This window comes from Pseudoalteromonas sp. A3, from assembly GCF_025942345.1.
Lineage (GTDB): Bacteria > Pseudomonadota > Gammaproteobacteria > Enterobacterales > Alteromonadaceae > Pseudoalteromonas > Pseudoalteromonas atlantica.
Genome location: NZ_JAPCKL010000013.1, coordinates 66,914 through 85,359 on the forward strand (window position 1 = coordinate 66,914; position 18,446 = coordinate 85,359).

16 protein-coding genes and 6 tRNA genes are annotated in these 18,446 nt (G+C 41.4%); 5 read left to right on the forward strand and 17 right to left on the reverse strand.

Going from position 1 to position 18,446, the window contains the following annotated elements:
- The first annotated feature begins 135 nt into the window (after window positions 1–135).
- From OIZ54_RS17400 to OIZ54_RS17410, 3 genes are read left to right on the forward strand one after another with little or no spacing between them, the layout of a single operon-like run.
- The gene (locus OIZ54_RS17400; RefSeq protein WP_029774040.1) at window positions 136–807 is read left to right on the forward strand and encodes a response regulator transcription factor; all 672 of its coding nucleotides are present in this window, start codon (window positions 136–138) and stop codon (window positions 805–807) included.
- Window positions 800–2,245 carry a sensor histidine kinase gene (locus OIZ54_RS17405; RefSeq protein WP_264390930.1) on the forward strand — a complete coding sequence of 482 codons (1,446 nt, stop codon included), beginning with the start codon at window positions 800–802 and terminating at the stop codon, window positions 2,243–2,245. Before OIZ54_RS17400 ends, OIZ54_RS17405 begins: the two co-directional genes overlap by 8 nt.
- The gene (locus OIZ54_RS17410) at window positions 2,242–3,309 is read left to right on the forward strand and encodes an ABC transporter substrate-binding protein (RefSeq protein WP_264390931.1); all 1,068 of its coding nucleotides are present in this window, start codon (window positions 2,242–2,244) and stop codon (window positions 3,307–3,309) included. Before OIZ54_RS17405 ends, OIZ54_RS17410 begins: the two co-directional genes overlap by 4 nt.
- A 158-nt stretch (window positions 3,310–3,467) precedes the next feature.
- Here the strand turns inward: OIZ54_RS17410 and OIZ54_RS17415 are convergent.
- From OIZ54_RS17415 to OIZ54_RS17495, 17 genes are all read right to left on the reverse strand, one after another.
- Window positions 3,468–3,557: transfer RNA gene (locus tag OIZ54_RS17415), tRNA-Ser, on the reverse strand.
- A 166-nt stretch (window positions 3,558–3,723) separates the two neighbouring features.
- Window positions 3,724–4,764, reverse strand: coding sequence for a quinolinate synthase NadA (gene nadA / locus OIZ54_RS17420; RefSeq protein ID WP_004589501.1), 1,041 nt, complete (start codon window positions 4,762–4,764; stop codon window positions 3,724–3,726).
- A 150-nt stretch (window positions 4,765–4,914) separates the two neighbouring features.
- Window positions 4,915–4,990 (reverse strand) — tRNA-Lys (locus OIZ54_RS17425).
- Between the two features lie 73 nt (window positions 4,991–5,063).
- Window positions 5,064–5,139, reverse strand: a tRNA-Lys gene (locus OIZ54_RS17430).
- 72 nt (window positions 5,140–5,211) lie between these two features.
- A tRNA-Lys gene (locus tag OIZ54_RS17435) sits at window positions 5,212–5,287 on the reverse strand.
- 72 nt (window positions 5,288–5,359) lie between these two features.
- A tRNA-Lys gene (locus OIZ54_RS17440) sits at window positions 5,360–5,435 on the reverse strand.
- Window positions 5,436–5,654: 219 nt separating this feature from the next.
- Window positions 5,655–6,404, reverse strand: a complete 750-nt coding sequence (gene ybgF / locus OIZ54_RS17445; RefSeq protein WP_004587278.1) for a tol-pal system protein YbgF — start codon at window positions 6,402–6,404, stop codon at window positions 5,655–5,657.
- A gap of 13 nt (window positions 6,405–6,417) precedes the next feature.
- The gene (gene pal, locus OIZ54_RS17450; protein WP_004587277.1) at window positions 6,418–6,960 is read right to left on the reverse strand and encodes a peptidoglycan-associated lipoprotein Pal; all 543 of its coding nucleotides are present in this window, start codon (window positions 6,958–6,960) and stop codon (window positions 6,418–6,420) included.
- Between the two features lie 36 nt (window positions 6,961–6,996).
- Window positions 6,997–8,355 carry a Tol-Pal system beta propeller repeat protein TolB gene (tolB, locus tag OIZ54_RS17455; RefSeq protein WP_248461289.1) on the reverse strand — a complete coding sequence of 453 codons (1,359 nt, stop codon included), beginning with the start codon at window positions 8,353–8,355 and terminating at the stop codon, window positions 6,997–6,999.
- A gap of 9 nt (window positions 8,356–8,364) precedes the next feature.
- Window positions 8,365–9,291 (reverse strand): cell envelope integrity protein TolA, encoded by a 927-nt coding sequence (gene tolA, locus OIZ54_RS17460; RefSeq protein WP_024032176.1) that lies wholly within the window; start codon window positions 9,289–9,291, stop codon window positions 8,365–8,367.
- Window positions 9,292–9,295: 4 nt separating this feature from the next.
- Complete coding sequence (gene tolR, locus OIZ54_RS17465; protein ID WP_004587274.1) at window positions 9,296–9,727, reverse strand: protein TolR; 432 nt, start codon at window positions 9,725–9,727, stop codon at window positions 9,296–9,298.
- Complete coding sequence (tolQ, locus tag OIZ54_RS17470) at window positions 9,714–10,418, reverse strand: protein TolQ (RefSeq protein ID WP_004587273.1); 705 nt, start codon at window positions 10,416–10,418, stop codon at window positions 9,714–9,716. The genes tolR and tolQ overlap by 14 nt, the downstream gene beginning before the upstream one ends.
- A 1,278-nt stretch (window positions 10,419–11,696) precedes the next feature.
- Complete coding sequence (gene ruvB, locus OIZ54_RS17475) at window positions 11,697–12,704, reverse strand: Holliday junction branch migration DNA helicase RuvB (RefSeq protein WP_004587272.1); 1,008 nt, start codon at window positions 12,702–12,704, stop codon at window positions 11,697–11,699.
- A gap of 7 nt (window positions 12,705–12,711) precedes the next feature.
- Window positions 12,712–13,329, reverse strand: a complete 618-nt coding sequence (gene ruvA / locus OIZ54_RS17480) for a Holliday junction branch migration protein RuvA (RefSeq protein ID WP_004587271.1) — start codon at window positions 13,327–13,329, stop codon at window positions 12,712–12,714.
- A gap of 2 nt (window positions 13,330–13,331) precedes the next feature.
- Entirely contained in the window at window positions 13,332–13,856 is a 525-nt protein-coding gene (gene ruvC, locus OIZ54_RS17485) for a crossover junction endodeoxyribonuclease RuvC (protein WP_004587270.1), read from the reverse strand.
- Between the two features lie 128 nt (window positions 13,857–13,984).
- Complete coding sequence (locus OIZ54_RS17490) at window positions 13,985–16,486, reverse strand: ABC transporter permease (RefSeq protein WP_264390935.1); 2,502 nt, start codon at window positions 16,484–16,486, stop codon at window positions 13,985–13,987.
- Window positions 16,476–17,189, reverse strand: a complete 714-nt coding sequence (locus OIZ54_RS17495; protein WP_264390945.1) for an ABC transporter ATP-binding protein — start codon at window positions 17,187–17,189, stop codon at window positions 16,476–16,478. Before OIZ54_RS17495 ends, OIZ54_RS17490 begins: the two co-directional genes overlap by 11 nt.
- Here OIZ54_RS17495 and OIZ54_RS17500 point away from each other — a divergent pair, their 5' ends adjacent.
- Both OIZ54_RS17500 and OIZ54_RS17505 read left to right on the forward strand, forming a co-directional pair.
- Window positions 17,190–17,813: an arylesterase gene (locus OIZ54_RS17500; RefSeq protein ID WP_264390936.1), complete on the forward strand. Its 624-nt coding sequence runs from the start codon at window positions 17,190–17,192 to the stop codon at window positions 17,811–17,813. It begins immediately after the preceding gene.
- 161 nt (window positions 17,814–17,974) lie between these two features.
- A tRNA-Pro gene (locus OIZ54_RS17505) sits at window positions 17,975–18,051 on the forward strand.
- Window positions 18,052–18,446 lie beyond the last annotated feature (395 nt).

Below are 18,446 nucleotides of genomic sequence, written 5' to 3' on the forward strand. Positions count from 1 at the left end.
AGCTATTAAATTAAAACTATAGCTTATCTTGCTATAAACGAAGGCATTTGCGTATTGTAAACGTTGCAGTAATTGTTTAGTGTCTTGCACAACTTAAAATTATATTTTTTAATTGCGACTTTGCGGGTGTGCTTAATGAGAATTTTAGCAGTTGAAGACGACGAAGTGTTAGGAGAAGCAATTTGCCAACGTTTCACCAAAATGGGCCAAGGTATAGACCTTGTAACCAGTGGTGATGTGGCTAATTCGCTGTTAAAACGCCATGAGTACGACCTTATTTTACTTGATTTAAACTTGCCCAATTTAAACGGTGAGCAAATATTAAAAAAGCTCAGGGCTCGCTCATCAAATACGCCTGTATTAATTTTAACGGCACGTGCCCAAGTAGAGCACCGCATAGAATTACTCGACTTAGGCGCCGACGATTACCTCACTAAACCCTTTGATTTTGGCGAATTAGAAGCCCGTTGCCGCGCCCTACTTAGGCGTAACCAAGGCCTAGGTAAAGACATTATAAGTTATGGCAACCTCGATTTTGACCGAAAATCATGCACGGTCACTATTGCTAAAGAACTTATTGACTTAAAACAACGAGAATTTAGGTTACTAGAAATATTTTTAACACATCAAGGCAAAGTGCTTAACAAAGATGAGTTACTCGATCACTTATATTCGTTTGACGACTCCCCCAGCCCCAACGCCATAGAAACCTACGTAGCAAGGCTTCGTAAAAAGCTGGTAAATAGCAGTGTTGATATAAAAACACTGCGTGGTTTAGGCTATCTTTTAGCAGAGCCTAATGAGTAGCAAAACCCTCCCCTCAATTCGCCGGCAGCTGCTTACAATAACCATTGCTTTAATGGTTATAATTACACTTATAACCTATTTTATGGCTAATAATTACAGTAAAAACGCCGCCCAAATTTCATACGATAGGCTACTTGCCAGTGCTGCTTTACAAATTTTTGAAAATACCCACATTGATTACCACGAAATTATTGTTGATTTACCCAGCGCTACATTCGAAACTCTCTCGATGGCCTCAAATGACAGATTGGTGTATCAAATAACGCAAAATCAAGGGGAACACTTAACCGGCTACAATGGCTTATATCAACACATTTTGCAAAAAGCCGACACTCAGTGGCAACGTGCAGAATATGACCCACGAGATAACCTACTAATACAATTTTGGGAAGGTGATTACAAAGGCGAAAATTACCGCTTTATTTTACTCTCAGATAAGCTTTATGAAGTGGGCGAATCGTTTGATGTAAATATTTTAATAGGCCAAACCACCCAAGCTCGCGATCAGCTCGCCTATGAAATGAATTTAAATGTGATACAAATGGTTATTTTAACGTTTGTAATAGCTATTGTGCTTATATTACTGGGAGTGAATCAAATTTTGCGCCCTATTTACAGCATAAATAAAAAAATACGTCGGCGCTCCCCTACTGACCTACGCCCTATTGATATGTCGGTTCCTAAAGAAATGGCCGATTTAATTTCAACTATTAACCATTTTATATCGCAATTAGAAGTTTCGCTTAATCATTTAAAACGCTTTACTGGCGAAGTGGCCCATCAAATAAGAACGCCCCTTGCAGGCCTTAAAAGCCAAGCGCAAAATGCCATTGAAGAAAGCGATGAAAAAATAAGAACAGAGCAGTTAAATCGTGTTTTATATTCAACAGATTTACTCGACAGCACCGTTACGCAACTGTTAAACCAAGCCACTCTTGCGCACCGCTTTCATAGCCAACCTTTAATAACGCTTTCGTTGCCGGAGCTGGTAAAGTCTGTGTGTAGAGATGTTGCGGTATCGGCGATTCAACGCGGCGTGATCATCACATATCAAGGTGACGATAATTTAATGATCAATGGCGATTCGTTTGCACTTAGCCAAATGCTACGCAACATTTTAGAAAACGCGATCAAGTTTAGCCCGCAACACAAAGAAGTTAATGTCTCTACCGAGCTTCACAGTACAGACAGTGGTTACATAGCCCGATTATGCGTGGCTGATCAAGGCGTAGGTGTACCCGATGCGCAAAAACAACATGTGTTTGAGCGGTTTTACAAAAGTAAAGGCGACCCACGTGCCGGCAGTGGCCTAGGCTTAAGCATTGCTAAAGAGGTAGCAGAGCATCATAACGCTGCTATTAAGCTGCTTGATAACAGCCCGTCGGGGCTTATTTTTGAAATAAACTTTCCGTTAATGCTAACCGAGGACGAACATTGAAACTTTTATCGCTGATTTATATTGCCGTTGTTTTAACGTGCCTTGTAGGCTCGCCATTCGTTGCTGCAAAAAAACCTTTAGTATTTCCGGCACAAAGCGAAAATAAATCCGTACTTAAAATATATGGCGGCGCTGACAAAATGGAAATTGCCCCTTTTTTATCGGCCTTTCAAAAAAAATACCCTTTTGTACAAATTGACTACTACGAGCTGAGTACTTTTGAAGTGTATAGCGAATTTTTAGCCGACGTTAAAAACCCGCCCGACGTATTATTAAGTTCAGCAATGAACTTGCAAGTAAAGTTAGTTAACGACGGTTACGCACAACCTTACAGCTCTGAGCAAACAAATAAGCTTCCTGCATGGGCTAAATGGCGAAATGAAGTATTTGGCTTTACCTATGAAACAGCGGTAATTGCATTTAATAAAGAATTTTTAGGCGAAGAGGCCGCACCAAGTAGCCGCAACGAGTTATTAGAGCTAATTCGTAGGCGCAGTGAGCAAATTAAAGGCCGCATTGGCATTTACGATATTACCCAAGTGGGCATAGGTTATTTGCTGTGGGCTCATGACCGCGAGCAAAGCTCAAGCTATGGCCGAATGCTTGAATCGTTTGGCTATCACAGTACGCGTGTATTTAGACGCAGCGCCGACATACTCAAGGCACTTTCAACGGGCGAGCTCACTGTTGGCTATAACATATTAAGCTCTTATGCGCGCACATGGGCGGCGCAGCACCCTAATATTATTGTGGTGCAACCTAAAGACTACACCTCGGTTATTATGCGCAGCGCCATTATTCCTAAACATGCTAAAAATGTCATTGGCGCACAGCTGTTTATTGATTACTTAGTGTCGGTACAAGGGCAAACAGACATGGCCAACTTTACTAATTTTGAGCCAATAAATAACGAAGTAAGAATTAAACAAAAACATTTACTTGATATATCAGAAGGTCAGCTGCGCCCCGTCCCCCTTGGTATAGAAATATTAGTGATAGACGATCAGATGAAGCGCCAAATAATCATTCAAGAATGGGAAAACGCGTTATTTGAGTACCAATAAATTCGGGACTTATACCATGTCATGTATTTAATGGAGCGACTTTAAGGGTAGATTGAGATTACCCACTAAATACATGTCTATTAGCGTATAACTAAGGTTTGGGCAGCAGGCATTAAAAAACCCAGTTATTGATATTCAATAACTGGGTTCAAGAATGATGGTGGAGGAAGAGGGATTCGAACCCTCGTTAGGGATTAACCTAAACACACTTTCCAGGCGTGCGCCTTCAGCCACTCAGCCATTCCTCCACGGTGTTGCTTAGCAACAGCGCGTTATAGTATGAAATAGGTTACACAGGTGCAAGGTCTTTTTAAATTTGTGCTGTCAAGTGTCTAATAATCAATCAGCAATTTACTTTAGGCATAAAAAAACGGTTAAACCTCAGGGTTTAACCGTTTTTATGCATTAGGCTAATTACTTCGCCATGCTAGCTGTAAAGTCTAACATGCGATTAAGTGACTTGAGCGCGCCTTCGCGTAAGTCCATATCTACAAACACTTCTTTACCACGAGGGTCTATCAGGGCTTCTTCAATCGCTTTTAAGCCATTCATTGCCATCCACGGGCAATGTGCACAACTTTTACATGACGCGCCTTCACCCGCTGTTGGGGCTGCAAAAAACTCTTTTTCTGGGCATAGCTGCTGCATTTTGTAAAAAATACCGCGGTCTGTCGCTACAATAAACTTATCGTTATCCATTGTTTGCGCAGCTTTTATTAGTTGACTGGTTGAGCCAACCGCATCTGCCAGTGCCACTATTTCTGCAGGTGACTCTGGGTGCACCAATACACCCGCATCTGGGTGCAGGGCTTTCATATCTTTAAGCGCTTTTGTTTTAAATTCATCGTGTACGATACATGCGCCGTTCCACATGATCATATCGGCGCCAGTATTTTTTTGAATGTAGCTACCAAGGTGTTTATCTGGGCCCCAAATAATTTTTTCACCTTGCTCATCTAGGTGCTCTACAATTTCAAGCGCGCACGATGAGGTTACAATCCAATCTGCACGGGCTTTAACCGCTGTAGAGGTGTTTGCATACACTACAACTTTACGATCAGGGTGCTGATCGCAAAACGCTGAAAACTCGTCAATAGGGCAACCAATATCTAACGAACAGGTTGCTTCTAGCGTTGGCATAACAACTGTTTTGTTTGGCGTTAAAATTTTAGCGGTTTCACCCATAAAACGTACGCCTGCAACGATGATCATGTCTGCATCGTGGCGAGCACCAAAACGTGCCATTTCTAATGAGTCGGCAACACAGCCCCCTGTTTCTTCGGCAAGTGCCTGAATTTCAGGATCTGTGTAGTAATGGGCTACCAGCACTGCATTTTTATCTTGCAGTAGTTGTTTAATACGTGCTTTATATTCGCCTTGCTCGTCTTTAGTTAACGGCGCTGGCTTAGGAGGAAAGATATAACCTTCAGGCATAATAGTTTGAGCTAGACTCATGTTCTCGACCACTTCATCTACAGTGCATTAATTACGGCAAATTATACGAGAATACACGGGTAAATAACAGCTATCTGGGCATGCTGTTTATAAATAAAAATAAGAAACTGATTTAAATAAAATAAGGGAAGAGTTGAGATTTTTTAGAAGTGGTGGGTCATGATGGACTTGAACCATCGACCAATGGATTAAAAGTCCACTGCTCTACCAACTGAGCTAATGACCCGCTCTAAATTCTGTGTAGAATTAACACGCTGCGTAAATCCGCCGATTAAACCAAACTTTATCTAAATAAAGAATGGTGGGTCATGATGGACTTGAACCATCGACCAATGGATTAAAAGTCCACTGCTCTACCAACTGAGCTAATGACCCGCTCTGTGTGCTTACTATTTAAGTGAGCTGCGTAAATCCGCCGATTGAACCAATCTTTACCTTAATAAAGAATGGTGGGTCATGATGGACTTGAACCATCGACCAATGGATTAAAAGTCCACTGCTCTACCAACTGAGCTAATGACCCGCTCTGTGTGCTTACTATTTAAGTGAGCTGCGTAAATCCGCCGATTGAACCAATCTTTACCTAAATAAAGAATGGTGGGTCATGATGGACTTGAACCATCGACCAATGGATTAAAAGTCCACTGCTCTACCAACTGAGCTAATGACCCGCTCTTTTTGCCGCATTTTGAGTGGGGTAACCATTCGTTTGCTGCGGGCGCTTATAATACTTATTTATAAAATGAGTGCAACCGAAAATGTCTCTTTTTTTCAGTTTTTATGCCTAGGTGAGCAAAATTAAAGCGTTTGTGCTCAAACTACATGCAAATACAAGATTCGCCGAGTATTTCTATGTAGTTTGAGCTTTAAATACACCGCTTAAATGCGTCCTAATTAGCTAGACGCTCGGTTGCAAGTTTTGCAGCAGTTGTACTTGGATATTGGTTAATTAGATCACCCAATATTTTTTGTGCCTCTTGATTCAGGCCTTGCTCTTGTAAAAGCGTGCCTAACTTTAACATGGCATCTGGTCGTTTATTTGAGTTTGGAAACTCATTAACCACAACTTTAAAATGCTCACTTGCTTTTACACCATCATTTTTAATAGTCAGCAACTGCCCAAGCCAATAATGTGCATTAGAGGCATACACAGAATTAGGATAGGTTGTTAAAAATGTTTGAAACTCAGGAATAGCTTGGTCGTAGCGTTTATCTTTCATTATTAGCGCTACTGCACGCTCATACGCTTCGTTTTCAGATAAGTCACTGCTATAGGTTTGTGCGTCGCTCGATTGCGTGTAATCGGTTGCAGGCGCAGCAGCGGGTTGTGTATACGCTTGGCTTACGCGGTTTTCTATTTCTTGATAAAGCTCACGCTGGCGCTGAAGTACTTTTTCAAGTTTATAACTTTGCTCTTCAGTAACACCGCGAATTTGGCTTACTTCATCTTGAAGTAGATTAAGTTGTTGCTGTAATTCAACTTGTAATAAGTTTCGCGACTGCATCATGTTTTCTAGTGACGCTAAACGCTTCTCTATGCTCGACTGTGAACTTGCAGCTTCTGAAACAGGAGCGGGAGCAGCCAAAACTTGGGTGCTCCCGCTCAATATCATGGCTGCCAAAATAATTTTCGGCTTCATAATATCTCTTATCTTAGTAAACTAGTACCGCACGGCGGTTTTTAGCGAAAGCTGACTCAGTGCGAGATTTAACCATTGGTTTCTCTTCACCGTAGCTAACTACTGACATTTGGCTAGCAGAAACACCTAAGCTTTGTAGGTATTTTTCTACAGCTTGGCCACGGTGCTCACCTAGTGCAATGTTGTACTCAGGTGTACCGCGCTCATCAGCGTGACCTTCAATTAATACTTTTACTGAAGGGTTCTGAACTAAAAACTCAGCATGTGCACGAAGTAATTCTGCGTACTTGTTCTCAACAGTTGCTTTGTCGAAGTCAAAGTAAATAATTTGCTCTTGACGAAGCGCTTCATACTTTTGACGAAGTTGCTCTTCTGCTTGTTGTTCAGGTGAAATTGTTGCTACTTCAACTGTATCCGTGTTTGTTGATTGCTCAACTGCACTTTGATTTGATTGGTTAGCTGCGCCTTCATCAATATCTGAAGATGAGCTACAAGCGGCTAATGTCATTACTGGCACAGCGATTAGCAGGCCTTTAAGTACTTTGTTAAGTTGCATTGAGTAGATTCCTATTTTTGAGTAAACCAGCAAATATTACTGTAAATATGGCGACCAAGCTGGTGCCTTTACTTGTCCGTCTAGCACGGGTAAACGTGCTTTAAAGCGACCGTCCATCGATACCAGCGCGAGTACCTGTTTATTATTATGAAGCGTGCTATAAATGATCATCGAACCGTTTGGCGCTATGCTCGGTGATTCATCAAGGCGAGTTCGCGTTAATACTTGAAACGCGCCTGTAGCCAGCTCTTTCTTAGCAAGATGGTACTGCCCGTTGGTACGGTTAACCATCACTAATTCTTTACTGTCTGGCGTTATAGAACCCGCTAGGTTCATATCGCCGTCGAAGGTCAATCGTTGTGACCTACCAGTTCTTAAATTTAACTTATAAATCTGGGCATTACCACCCCTTTCAGATGTAAACACAATATCCTGGCCATTTGGATACCAAGATGGTTCAGTATCTATACTACGGTGGCGTGTAAGGCGTGTTTCTTTACGGGTTGCTAAATCTAAAACGTAAACTTCGGTTGCACCTGTTTTATCTTTAGAAAGCACCAATAACATTTTTTTGCCATCTGGTGAAAACTGCGGTGCACCGTTAATACCGCGGTAACTAGTGATCAGCTCACGCTTACCTGAGTATAGGTCTTGAATGTAAATTTGGCTTTGGCGGTTTTCAAACGTTACATACGCAAGCTTAGTACCATCTGGTGACCAAGCTGGCGACATTAACGGCTCTTTTGAGCGCAATAATACTTGCTCGTTAAAGCCATCGTAATCGGCAACCACTAATTGGTATGGCTTAGCTTGGTCTTCACGTACGATTACATAAGCAATTTTAGTTAAAAACGCGCCTTTTTCACCGGTTAGCTTTTCATATACTACATCGCTTATGCGGTGTGAATAACGGCGAAAGCCACTTTCACCAATTACGCTTTCGCGTGCTTCTAAAATATGATCTTGGCTTTTTACTAGTTTACCGCTGCTCATCATTTGAGTTTGGCCACCGGTAATTTGCCCACGAATAACATCAACTAATTCGTAGCGTACTAAGTAACGCCCATCAGTTTGTTGCTCTACCTCGCCTACTACAACCGCTTCTACACCTTGGTTTACCCATGCCGCGTAGTCAATGTCGCCGTCTTTATTAGGAAGCTGTGGCATTTGTGCTACATCTACCGGTTTAAATTTACCACTGCGCATTAAATCGGCAGCAATTACATCGCTCAATTTTTGTGGAATTGGGCCAACACCGTTGTATTTAAAAGGCACGATGGCAATAGGACGTGCGCCGTCTACACCTTCAGTTATTACAATTTCAAGTGCCGCATTTGCCACACCCTGAAATCCTAATAATATAACTACAAAGGCTACTTTAATTTTGCTGAACATATCATTCCTTTAAAATTCTGGCTTGATTGTTAAATTAATATTCTTAAGTTGCTCGAATACGTCTTTGTCTTTAGATACAGGTAATGTATCGGCCATGCGCACAGCTCTAAGTGCAGCTTCACACACTAGCTTATCACCCCCTAACGATTTAACTTGCGTTACTAAACCATTAAACCCAAGACGAATATTTACTCGACACTGTTGGTTTTTCATTTTTTCATCAATCAGTAAGTTTTGCTGAATGCGCGCCATAATTAAAGCACGGTACTTATCAACTTCGCTCACTACTTGCTGTTGGCGTATTTTACTACGTGCAGCCTGCTCTTTAGCAAGTTGTTCTTGTAACATTTGCTCTTGCAGTGCTTGCTGACGTTTACGCTCGGCTTCTTTTGCACGTTCTTTAGCTTCTGCTTCACGCTTTTTACGCTCTGCTTCGGCTTTTTTTAGTGCCTCTTCTTCTGCTTTGCGTTTATCTGCAGCAGCTTTAGCGGCGTTTTCAGCCTCTTGCTTTTGCTTTTCGGCTTGTTTTGCTTTAGCACGCTCTTTTTGTTCAATTTCGCGCGCTTTTTTAGCTTCAGCCTCAGCTTGTGCTTTTTCTTTCTCTTTTGCTTTGCGCTGTTGCTCTAGCTTTTTAATATTACGCGCTTCGGCTTCACGCTGTTTACGCGCATTGGCGGCTCTGCGTTCTAAGTCGCGAATGCGTTTATCTTCAGCGCGTTTTTTAGCATCTTCTTTTTTTTGTAGCTCAGCAATTTTTTGCTCAACTTGTTTTTGATCAACAGTGACCGCCGAAACCGCATTATCAGGCTCAGGAATAGCCGAATTAAGAGTCACTTCCATTACTTTAGGTGCCGGTGGGTGTATATTTGCAGTTGCCCACAAAAAGCCCCCTAAACCTAAATGTAAAAGTACTGACTTGATTATAGAACTATTCATGTTACTACTGTGTCCCCTCAAAGGATTCTGTCATTAAACCCACAGATGGTACGCCAGCATTCTTTAAAAAGTCCATTAATAACAACACTTCTTGGTAAGAAACCTTACCAGAGCCTTTAATCATTACTGGTACATCAGGGTTTTTCATTAGCTGAAGCTTAATAACCGCGGCCACATCAAGTGCTTCCATTGGCTCCTCTGGATCAGTGCCTATGCTTACATAGTACTTACCTGCCGAGTCAATTGAGGCAATAATAGGCGGCGTGTCTTTAGTATCAACTAAATCCGACTCTTCCATTTTTGGTAAATCAACTTTTACACCGTGAGTAATAAGCGGTGCTGTTGCCATAAATATAATTAGCAATACCAACATTACATCAATGTAAGGTACTACATTAATTTCTGCGACCGGACGGCGCTTCTTACGCTGATACATTCGCTTTAGCCTCTATTTGGGTAGCTGCTTGACGGTGTAAAATATTGGCAAATTCTTCCATAAAGTTGATGTAGTGTGATTCTAGTTTTTCAACTTTATTAGCAAAGCGGTTATACGCAATAACAGCCGGAATAGCCGCAAATAAGCCCATTGCCGTTGCAATAAGTGCCTCAGCAATACCTGGCGCTACCATTTGTAATGTTGCTTGCTTCACTTCACCAAGTGCAATAAAGGCATTCATAATACCCCACACCGTACCGAATAAGCCGATATATGGGCTAATTGAACCCACTGTCGCTAAAAACGATAAGCTCGATTCTAGTTTTTCAATTTCACGTGACAGTGCCACACGCATAGAGCGATGCGTACCTTCCATTACAATGCCAGCACTTTGAAAGGTGTTCTTTTTATGGCGTGCAAACTCTTTAAAGCCTGATGTAAATAACGCTTCAATACCATGAGATTGACCGCTACGTGATGAGATTTCGTTGTATAGTTTGCTTAAGTCGATACCTGACCAAAATTTTTGTTCGAATTTTTTTGCATCAGACAAGGCGTCGCTAATTGCTTTTTTGCGCTGAAAAATAATTGCCCATGACATAACAGACATTGCTACTAGCGCTAGCATTACTAACTGCACAAGCAAACTGGCTTCTAGAATTAGATCTAAAAAATTAAGCCCTGATCCCACGTTAAACTCCTAAATAATTTCAAAAAACGTCAATTTGGTTATTTTGTGTAAATAAGACCATTGTAACGGCCATAAGTTGCATCTAGTGTATCGAGTCAAGGGTTTACTGACAACGATATTGCTATGAATTGGCAACAAAAAACGTTAAACATACGCTTAATCGCTTGTTTGTTTCTAAAACGCGACTACCGCGTTTAGTAAAAAACAACTTAATACTACAAAAGTGCGTAAATATACGCAGTAAACTTAATAAAACGCACCGTTTATTCATAAAAAGTGCATAAGCACGCAAAAGTAATTCACGCCACTTTGCATGTACTAATATAACTAATACTGTAACAATACAGCTCAGACCAGTTATTTATTAATTTTCAGCCACTTATAAAGTTAACGAATAATTAACGTACAAGATTCGAACAACAAAAAAATTCATCAGATTAGTTTTTCTTATCTGAAATTTTAAATTTTCTAGTTTGAACAAAAAATGCTTATTCCGTATTATTCTCCCATACCGAGCTTACGCACTGAATGAAACATTTTTCATTAAGCCAAGTTCTTAGTAATAGGATTTTTAATCGTATTACATTGTTTTACTCTTTTTGGATAAAACCTGATTAAGTAAAACGTAGTTCCCTGGATTACTTCCTTCAACTTGTTGTTTGCCCGCATTATATGCGGGCTTTTTTTTGCCTAAATTTTACCGCTAACTTGGCATACAACCGGTATAAATTACACAATCTGTTTAATTGCCAACGGTGTATTTACTATCTTTTTTTACCAGTTTGTATCATTAAATTATCTACTTTCAGTAAAAAGCATGTTTATAACAAGGTAAAACTTATTAACACAATTAGCGCCACGCCTAATCTCTTATGTTGATACTGTTTTAAAGCTAACTGGTTTTAATGGTACGCAGCATAGCCACGCCAGTCTTAACGTTAAGTGAATTACAAAACGATTTTAATTTATTGGTTACATTTGCAACAAAGTGGATGAAAGCTGAGTAAGTTTTAAAAAATCATACTAATTTTCTTAATTAAGTGAGCTATGTTGAGGCTGGAAAAACGTGTTGATAACTAGGCAAAAAATTCGCTATTTAGTTGTTCTTGGCAATTGCTCCTGCATTGCTCTACCTTATGCTTGCAGCCGTAAATGAGAGCTTTTAACGCAGGTAGCGATACGTTTGCCTCGCAACATGATTAAGTGTTATTGCAAATTGGTATTACATTTAACAGAGGAAGTAGCCCGCTACATTTTCTGTAACAGGCTAAAGAGGGGTTAATCTTGTTTGGGGAGTAAACCAAAGTGATGATACGCATTGTCTGACACAATTCGCCCGCGTGGTGTGCGCTGTATAAAACCTTGTTGAATTAAAAACGGCTCTATTACATCTTCAATGGTTTCTTTTTCTTCGCCTATGGCGGCGGCTAAATTATCAAGCCCTACAGGCCCACCCATAAATTTTTCGATAATGGCAAGTAAGTATTTACGGTCCATGTAATCAAACCCGCTTTTATCTACGTCAATCATATCAAGGGCAAGCTCGGCAACTGAGGCATTTACTGTACCATCTGATTTTACTTGCGTGTAATCGCGCACACGACGTAATAAGCGGTTTGCTATACGCGGTGTGCCTCGTGAGCGTTTTGCAATTTCGGTAGCGCCATCGTCGCACATTTGTAAATCTAGGTAATGTGCAGAGCGCCCCACTATATGCGATAAGTCAGCTACCGAGTAAAACTCTAAGCGCTGAACTATACCAAAACGGTCTCTAAGTGGTGAGGTAAGTGAGCCTGCGCGTGTTGTCGCGCCAATAAGCGTAAACGGCGGTAAGTCTAATTTAATAGAGCGTGCAGCGGGGCCTTCACCAATCATAATATCGAGTTGGTAATCTTCCATTGCGGGGTAAAGTATTTCTTCAACTTGTGGGCTGAGTCTGTGTATTTCATCAATAAACAGCACATCGCCTTCTTCAAGGTTGGTAAGTAATGCAGCAAGGTCGCCGGCTTTTTCAAGTACTGGGCCTGAAGTGGTTTTAATACTTACATTAAGCTCATTGGCAACAATATTAGCAAGCGTGGTTTTACCTAAGCCCGGCGGGCCAAATATTAATAGATGATCGAGCGCTTCACCGCGGCTGCGCGCTGCCTCTATAAATATTTCCATTTGCTGCTTAACATGCGGCTGACCTTTGTAGTCGGCTAAAAGCTTGGGCCTTATTGCGCGGTCTATGGTGTCTTCGTTGGTTTTTTCGCTCGCGTCAATTAAACGATCAGCTTCAATCATGGGTTACTCACAACATTGATTTTAAAGATTCTTTAATAAGAACCTCAGTAGACATATCGGGTTTACTCACCGATTTTACTGCTTTTTGCGCCTGTGGCAATTTATAACCAAGCGCAACAAGTGCCGATACGGCATCGTCTGCGGCATTATTGGCAATTGTTGCATCGCTAGGAGGCTCTATAACGGCATTATCGCTATATGGCGTAAATAAATCGTTACCCCAATCTTTTAAGCGGTCTTTCATTTCAAGCACTAAACGCTCAGCGGTTTTTTTACCCACACCCGGTAATTTAACCAATGTTGTGGCATCTTCGTTGTTTACGCAACTAACAAATTGTTGCGCCGACATGCCCGACAATATTGCTAGGCCTAGTTTAGGACCCACACCATTTGCTTTTAATAGTTCTCTAAAAAGCGCGCGCTCGGTTTTATTATTAAAGCCAAATAATAGTTGTGCGTCTTCGCGTACTACAAAGTGTGTGTACACTATGGCGTTTTCGCCAATATTGGGTAAGTCGTAAAAACAGGTCATGGGCATTTGTACTTCGTAGCCTACGCCGCTTACTTCTAATAAAATTTCAGGCGGTTGCTTTTCAACTAAAGTGCCATTTAAACGGCCAATCATATTTATTTCCTTAAACGTCCTCTAACGGTTTTGCTTGCGCTACCCGCTAGTTTTATTAAATTTTGTTCTGAGTGCGCATGGCAAATTGCAATAGCAAGCGCATCGGCCGCATCGGCTTGCGGTGTGCCAGGTAATTTTAAAATATTTTTTACCATGTGTTGCACTTGAGACTTATCGGCGCCGCCATTACCTACCACGGCTTGTTTAATTTGCCGGGCTGAGTATTCAAATACGGGTAAGTCGGCCATAGAGGCTCCCACTATGGCGGCTCCTCGGGCTTGGCCAAGTTTTAGCGCGGCATCCGGGTTATGCGCCATAAATACTTTTTCTATGGCAAAGGTTTCGGGGGAGAACTGCTCTATTATTTGCGTGATCCCTTGGTAGATCATTTTTAATCGTATGGGGAACTCATGCTCGGCTAATTTAATGCACCCGCTTCCTAAATAGGTAAATTTAGCGCCTTGATGCGCAACCACACCATAACCGGTTAAACGCGAACCTGGGTCTATCCCTAAAATAATGGCCAAACAGCACACTCATTATTGTTATTTTTCAATAACGGTAATAATGCCAGAGCACTGTATAAATTACCAGTGGCGAGTAAAAACAAAAACGCCCGCAACTTAGTGCGGGCGTTTAGCGTTAAAAGTATAGCTTAGGCTAAAGCACGTACTAAACCTTGGGTATTTTGTTTAAGTTTACGGGCAATCATAAAGTAGCCAAGTGCGGCTACAAATACCCCGCCCGACACAGGCCCTATTAGCCAAATTGCCGGGTGCAATTTACCGGCTAAGTCAAACATTTGCTGCTGAACAATCAATAAGGCTATATCACTAAATAATGCAGCTACAAACCCGGCTAAGCCACCTAATAGCAAAAACTCATAAAGCGTCGCATTTTTTATTAGCCGCCCTTTGGCGCCTAACGTTCGCAGTATTACTATTTCCTGCATTCGCTCGCCAAGGCTCGCTTGCACCTGAGATATAAGCACTAATGCGCCACACAACACCACAATAGCAAGCACAAAGCCAATAGCTAACGACACCTGCTCAATGGTTGATTGTATTTGCTTAACAAAGTTATCTACATCGATGGCGGTAATGGTTGGATAACTGCGCAGTAACTGGCTAAACGCTTTCTTTTGTTCTGGCTCTATACGCACAGATGAAATATACGTAGCCGGAAAACCTTTTAGCACATCGGGGCTTAAAATAATAAAAAAGTTAGGTTTTAGCGTAGCCCAATTTACTTTACGCACACTGGTAATTTTGGCGTCAAATGATTGCGCACCAATTAAGAATGTTAAAGTGTCGCCTATTTCTACGTCTAGGCGCTCCAACATAGACTCCTCAACCGATGCCTCACCCACTGCGCCTTCGCCAAACCACTGCCCTTGCACAATTTCGTTTTGGGCTGGCACATTATCAAGCCAGGTTAGATTAAGCTCACGGCCAATGCCTGAACGCGCTTCTTCATCTTTTTTCTCGTTATCTTGCAACGACACTTTACGCGCAACAAGCTCGCCATTTATCGCATTTACTCGCCCACGAATGGTTGGATAAAAATCCGAAACTAAAATATCGTTCTCTGCTAGGTAATTATTTACAGGCTCAAGTTCGTTTTGCGTAATATTAACTAAAAATGCATTAGGCGCATCGGCGGGTAATTGAGACTGCCAATCTGAGATCATGTCATTTTTAAGCACAATCAAAAACAATAGCAATTTTATCGCCAATGAAAAGCTAATAAGCTGCACCGCATTTACGTTGGCACGCTTTTGTATAGAGGCAATGGCTAACGACCAACTGTTGCCTGGTTTTAAGCCTAATTTACGGCCACCGCCAAATATTAATTTTGAAATAACAAATAAAACCGCAATCAAAGCAAGCGTAGAGACAAATAAAATAAGCGTTATTTTAATGTTATTACTAAATAACCACATTAATAAAAACACCGTAAGCGCGCTTAAACCTAAGTGCACACGGCTTACGGCTAGTCTGTCGCCTAAATTACGGCGCAATACTCTAAGCGGTGGAATATCAAATAAATCAAGCAGTGGCTTAATAGAGAACATAACTGCACATATAACGCCTGTGCTAATGGCCACCAGCCAAGGTTTAAATCCGGCGGCAGGTAAGCTCATATCCATGCTTTTTGCTAAATAACCAGTGGCTATTTCTTGTAAGCCGTAGCCTATGGCTAAACCCACAATAACCGCTAAAGCACACACCATGAGTAAGTGCATAAAATATATTTTACGAATTAATGCACGGCTTCCGCCAAGTGTTTTCATCATTGCTACGGGGTCGTATTGGCGCTCACAATAACGCTTTGCCGACACAGCAATAGCAACCGTAGCCAAAATAATGCCCAGCAAACCGGCCAGTAATAAAAAACTTTCTGCACGGTTTAAGCTATTTGATATGGGTGATTGCCTATCTTTTACGCCATACCAACGTTGATTTTCAGCCATTTGCGGCTTTAACCATTCATAAAACCGCGTTATATCTGATTCATCGCCTGCATAGAGTTGGCGGTAATTTACTCGGCTGCCAGGTTGAATAACCTCAGTTTTTGCTACATCAGCAATATTTATAAGCACTCTGCGGCTGCTCGAAAATACATTAAACGGCGCATCTGGCTCTTCAACCACCACTTTTTCTACATTAAATACTGCTGCGCCTAGCTCTACTTGGCTGCCAATATCAATATTTAAGCTGTAAAAAACCGATTCACTTAGCCATACATTGCCAGGCTTTGGGCCGCCCTGCGCTACTTGTGTTTCGCCAAGCAATGATGATTTAACTTTTAACTCGCCTTTTAACGGGTATTCGTTAGACGCCGCTTTTACCGAGGTAAATTGCATCTCGTCGTTGGCAAATAACATGGTATCAAAGTAGATCATTTGCGCAGTTTGTAAGTTTTCTTGTTTGGCTTTGCTAATAAACGCCGTGTCTAGCTCATGAGCACTTGCCAATACTCTATCTGCGGCAATAAACGCGCTACTTTTTTGCGCTATGCTTTGTGCTATTCGCTCAGTGACCATAGACAGTGTAAGCACCGTTAACACCGCCAGCGCAATGGCGGCACTAATTACCGTAAGTTCGCCGCGGCGAAATTCACGCGCAAATAATTTAAGTGCTAACTTAGCCCACATTCGCTACGTCCTCTTTTGAGTTTTTAACTAAGCAGCCCGCTTCAATTTGTACTATATGCTGGCACTTTTGCGCGAGTGCTTCATCGTGAGTTACTAAAATTAGCGTTGTGCCGTGCTGCTGGTTTAAATCAAATAATAGTGACTCCACCATTTTGCCGTTTTTACTGTCTAAATTTGCAGAAGGCTCATCGGCAAATAAAATTTTGGGTGTACCAATAAAAGCGCGGGCAATGGCTACACGTTGCTGCTCACCACCAGAGAGTTGCGATGGGTAATGATCAATACGATGGCTCAGCCCCACTTTTTCTAATAGGGCAAGAGCTTGCTCTTTGGCATCGCTTTCGCCAGCAAGCTCTGCCGGCAGCATCACGTTTTCAAGTGCGGTTAAGCTTTGTACCAACATAAAAGATTGAAATACAAAACCTACTTTTTCAGCACGCAATGCCGCGCGTTGCTCTTCATCTAATTTATGTAGCGGCTCGCCATCAAGGGTAATTTCACCACTGCTGGCGGTATCTAGCCCCGCTAATAAACTTAATAACGTGGATTTTCCTGAGCCAGAGGTGCCAACAATAGCAACTGACTCGCCATGCTTGACATTAAAGCTGATGTCGCTGAGGATGGGCAACTCACCTTCGAAGGTAGAAACTACTTTAGACAAACCATTTACTTGAATAATATTTAATTGAGAAAGCACTGACATATGACTCATTCAATCCTACGTTTTGTATTCGTTTTATTTTTAGTTATCAAACCACTTAGTGCGGCGGCCGACAACACGATTTTAATACTTGGAGACAGTTTAAGTGCAGCCTATGGGCTTAAACAAGAGCAAGGCTGGGTTAAATTGTTACAAGATAAATACGATGCAGAGCAGCGTAATATAGAGCTAATTAATGCCAGTATTAGTGGCGAAACTACCGGTGGCGCTTTACGCAGGCTAGATGCCTTACTGGCGCAATACCAACCAAGCCATGTACTTATTGAGCTTGGTGCTAATGATGGTTTACGTGGTTTTCCGGTAACAAAAATGCAGGCCAACTTAACGGATTTAATCGAAAAAAGCCAAGCTGAAAATGCCATGGTCGCGTTAATGGAAATTTATATTCCCCCTAATTACGGGCCGCGTTACAGTAAAATGTTCACTGACAGTTTTACACAAGTAAGTGAAAAAACAAATGCTCATTTACTTAACTTTTTTATGCTTAATGTGGCAGATAAGCCAAACTTAATGCAAAGAGATCAATTACATCCAAATAAAGAAGCACAACCGCTGATACGCGATGGAATGTATGACTCGATCAATCAATGGCTAAATAAAGATTAGGGCGTGTTGTTTGGTGGCTTAACATGCGCTGCACGGCATGTGCTTACTAAGGGCGATACGCCCTTAGTTTAAAGTTTTTTAGCTCATTTGCACAATAAACACGCAAACAAACAATCACTTATTGATTTTTAATAAAATATACGTACTATTGCAAACAACGTCGGTATGTAGCGCAGCTTGGTAGCGCACTGTCATGGGGTGTCAGGGGTCGCAGGTTCAAATCCTGCCATACCGACCATCTTCCCCTTTAATATCTTTCACTTACACAAAAATCAATTTCCTCATAAACTCCATTTGTATTATTAATTTTCAAAATGACTTTTAGTTTAAATTTTAGGTATGAGAATTATTAATACTTAACGTAGCCTTCAAGAGTTCTTTGCTATTTTTTCTAATGCTTTTCTTAAAAATGTTCAGCAGTGAGTAACGCATTGTTTTTGTCCAAGTACGTAGCAATCGCCATTGCGTTGACTTTCATGCGGCAAGAAGTCATAAACGCCGATTAGGAACGCACAACACATAACCTTCATTATTCTTCCACTCACGCTCAACTGTGTAATAAAACAGCTCACCATTTACATACAGTTCGCCAAAAGAACCAAAGATACCAGCGGGAGTTGGAAAACGTTTGAA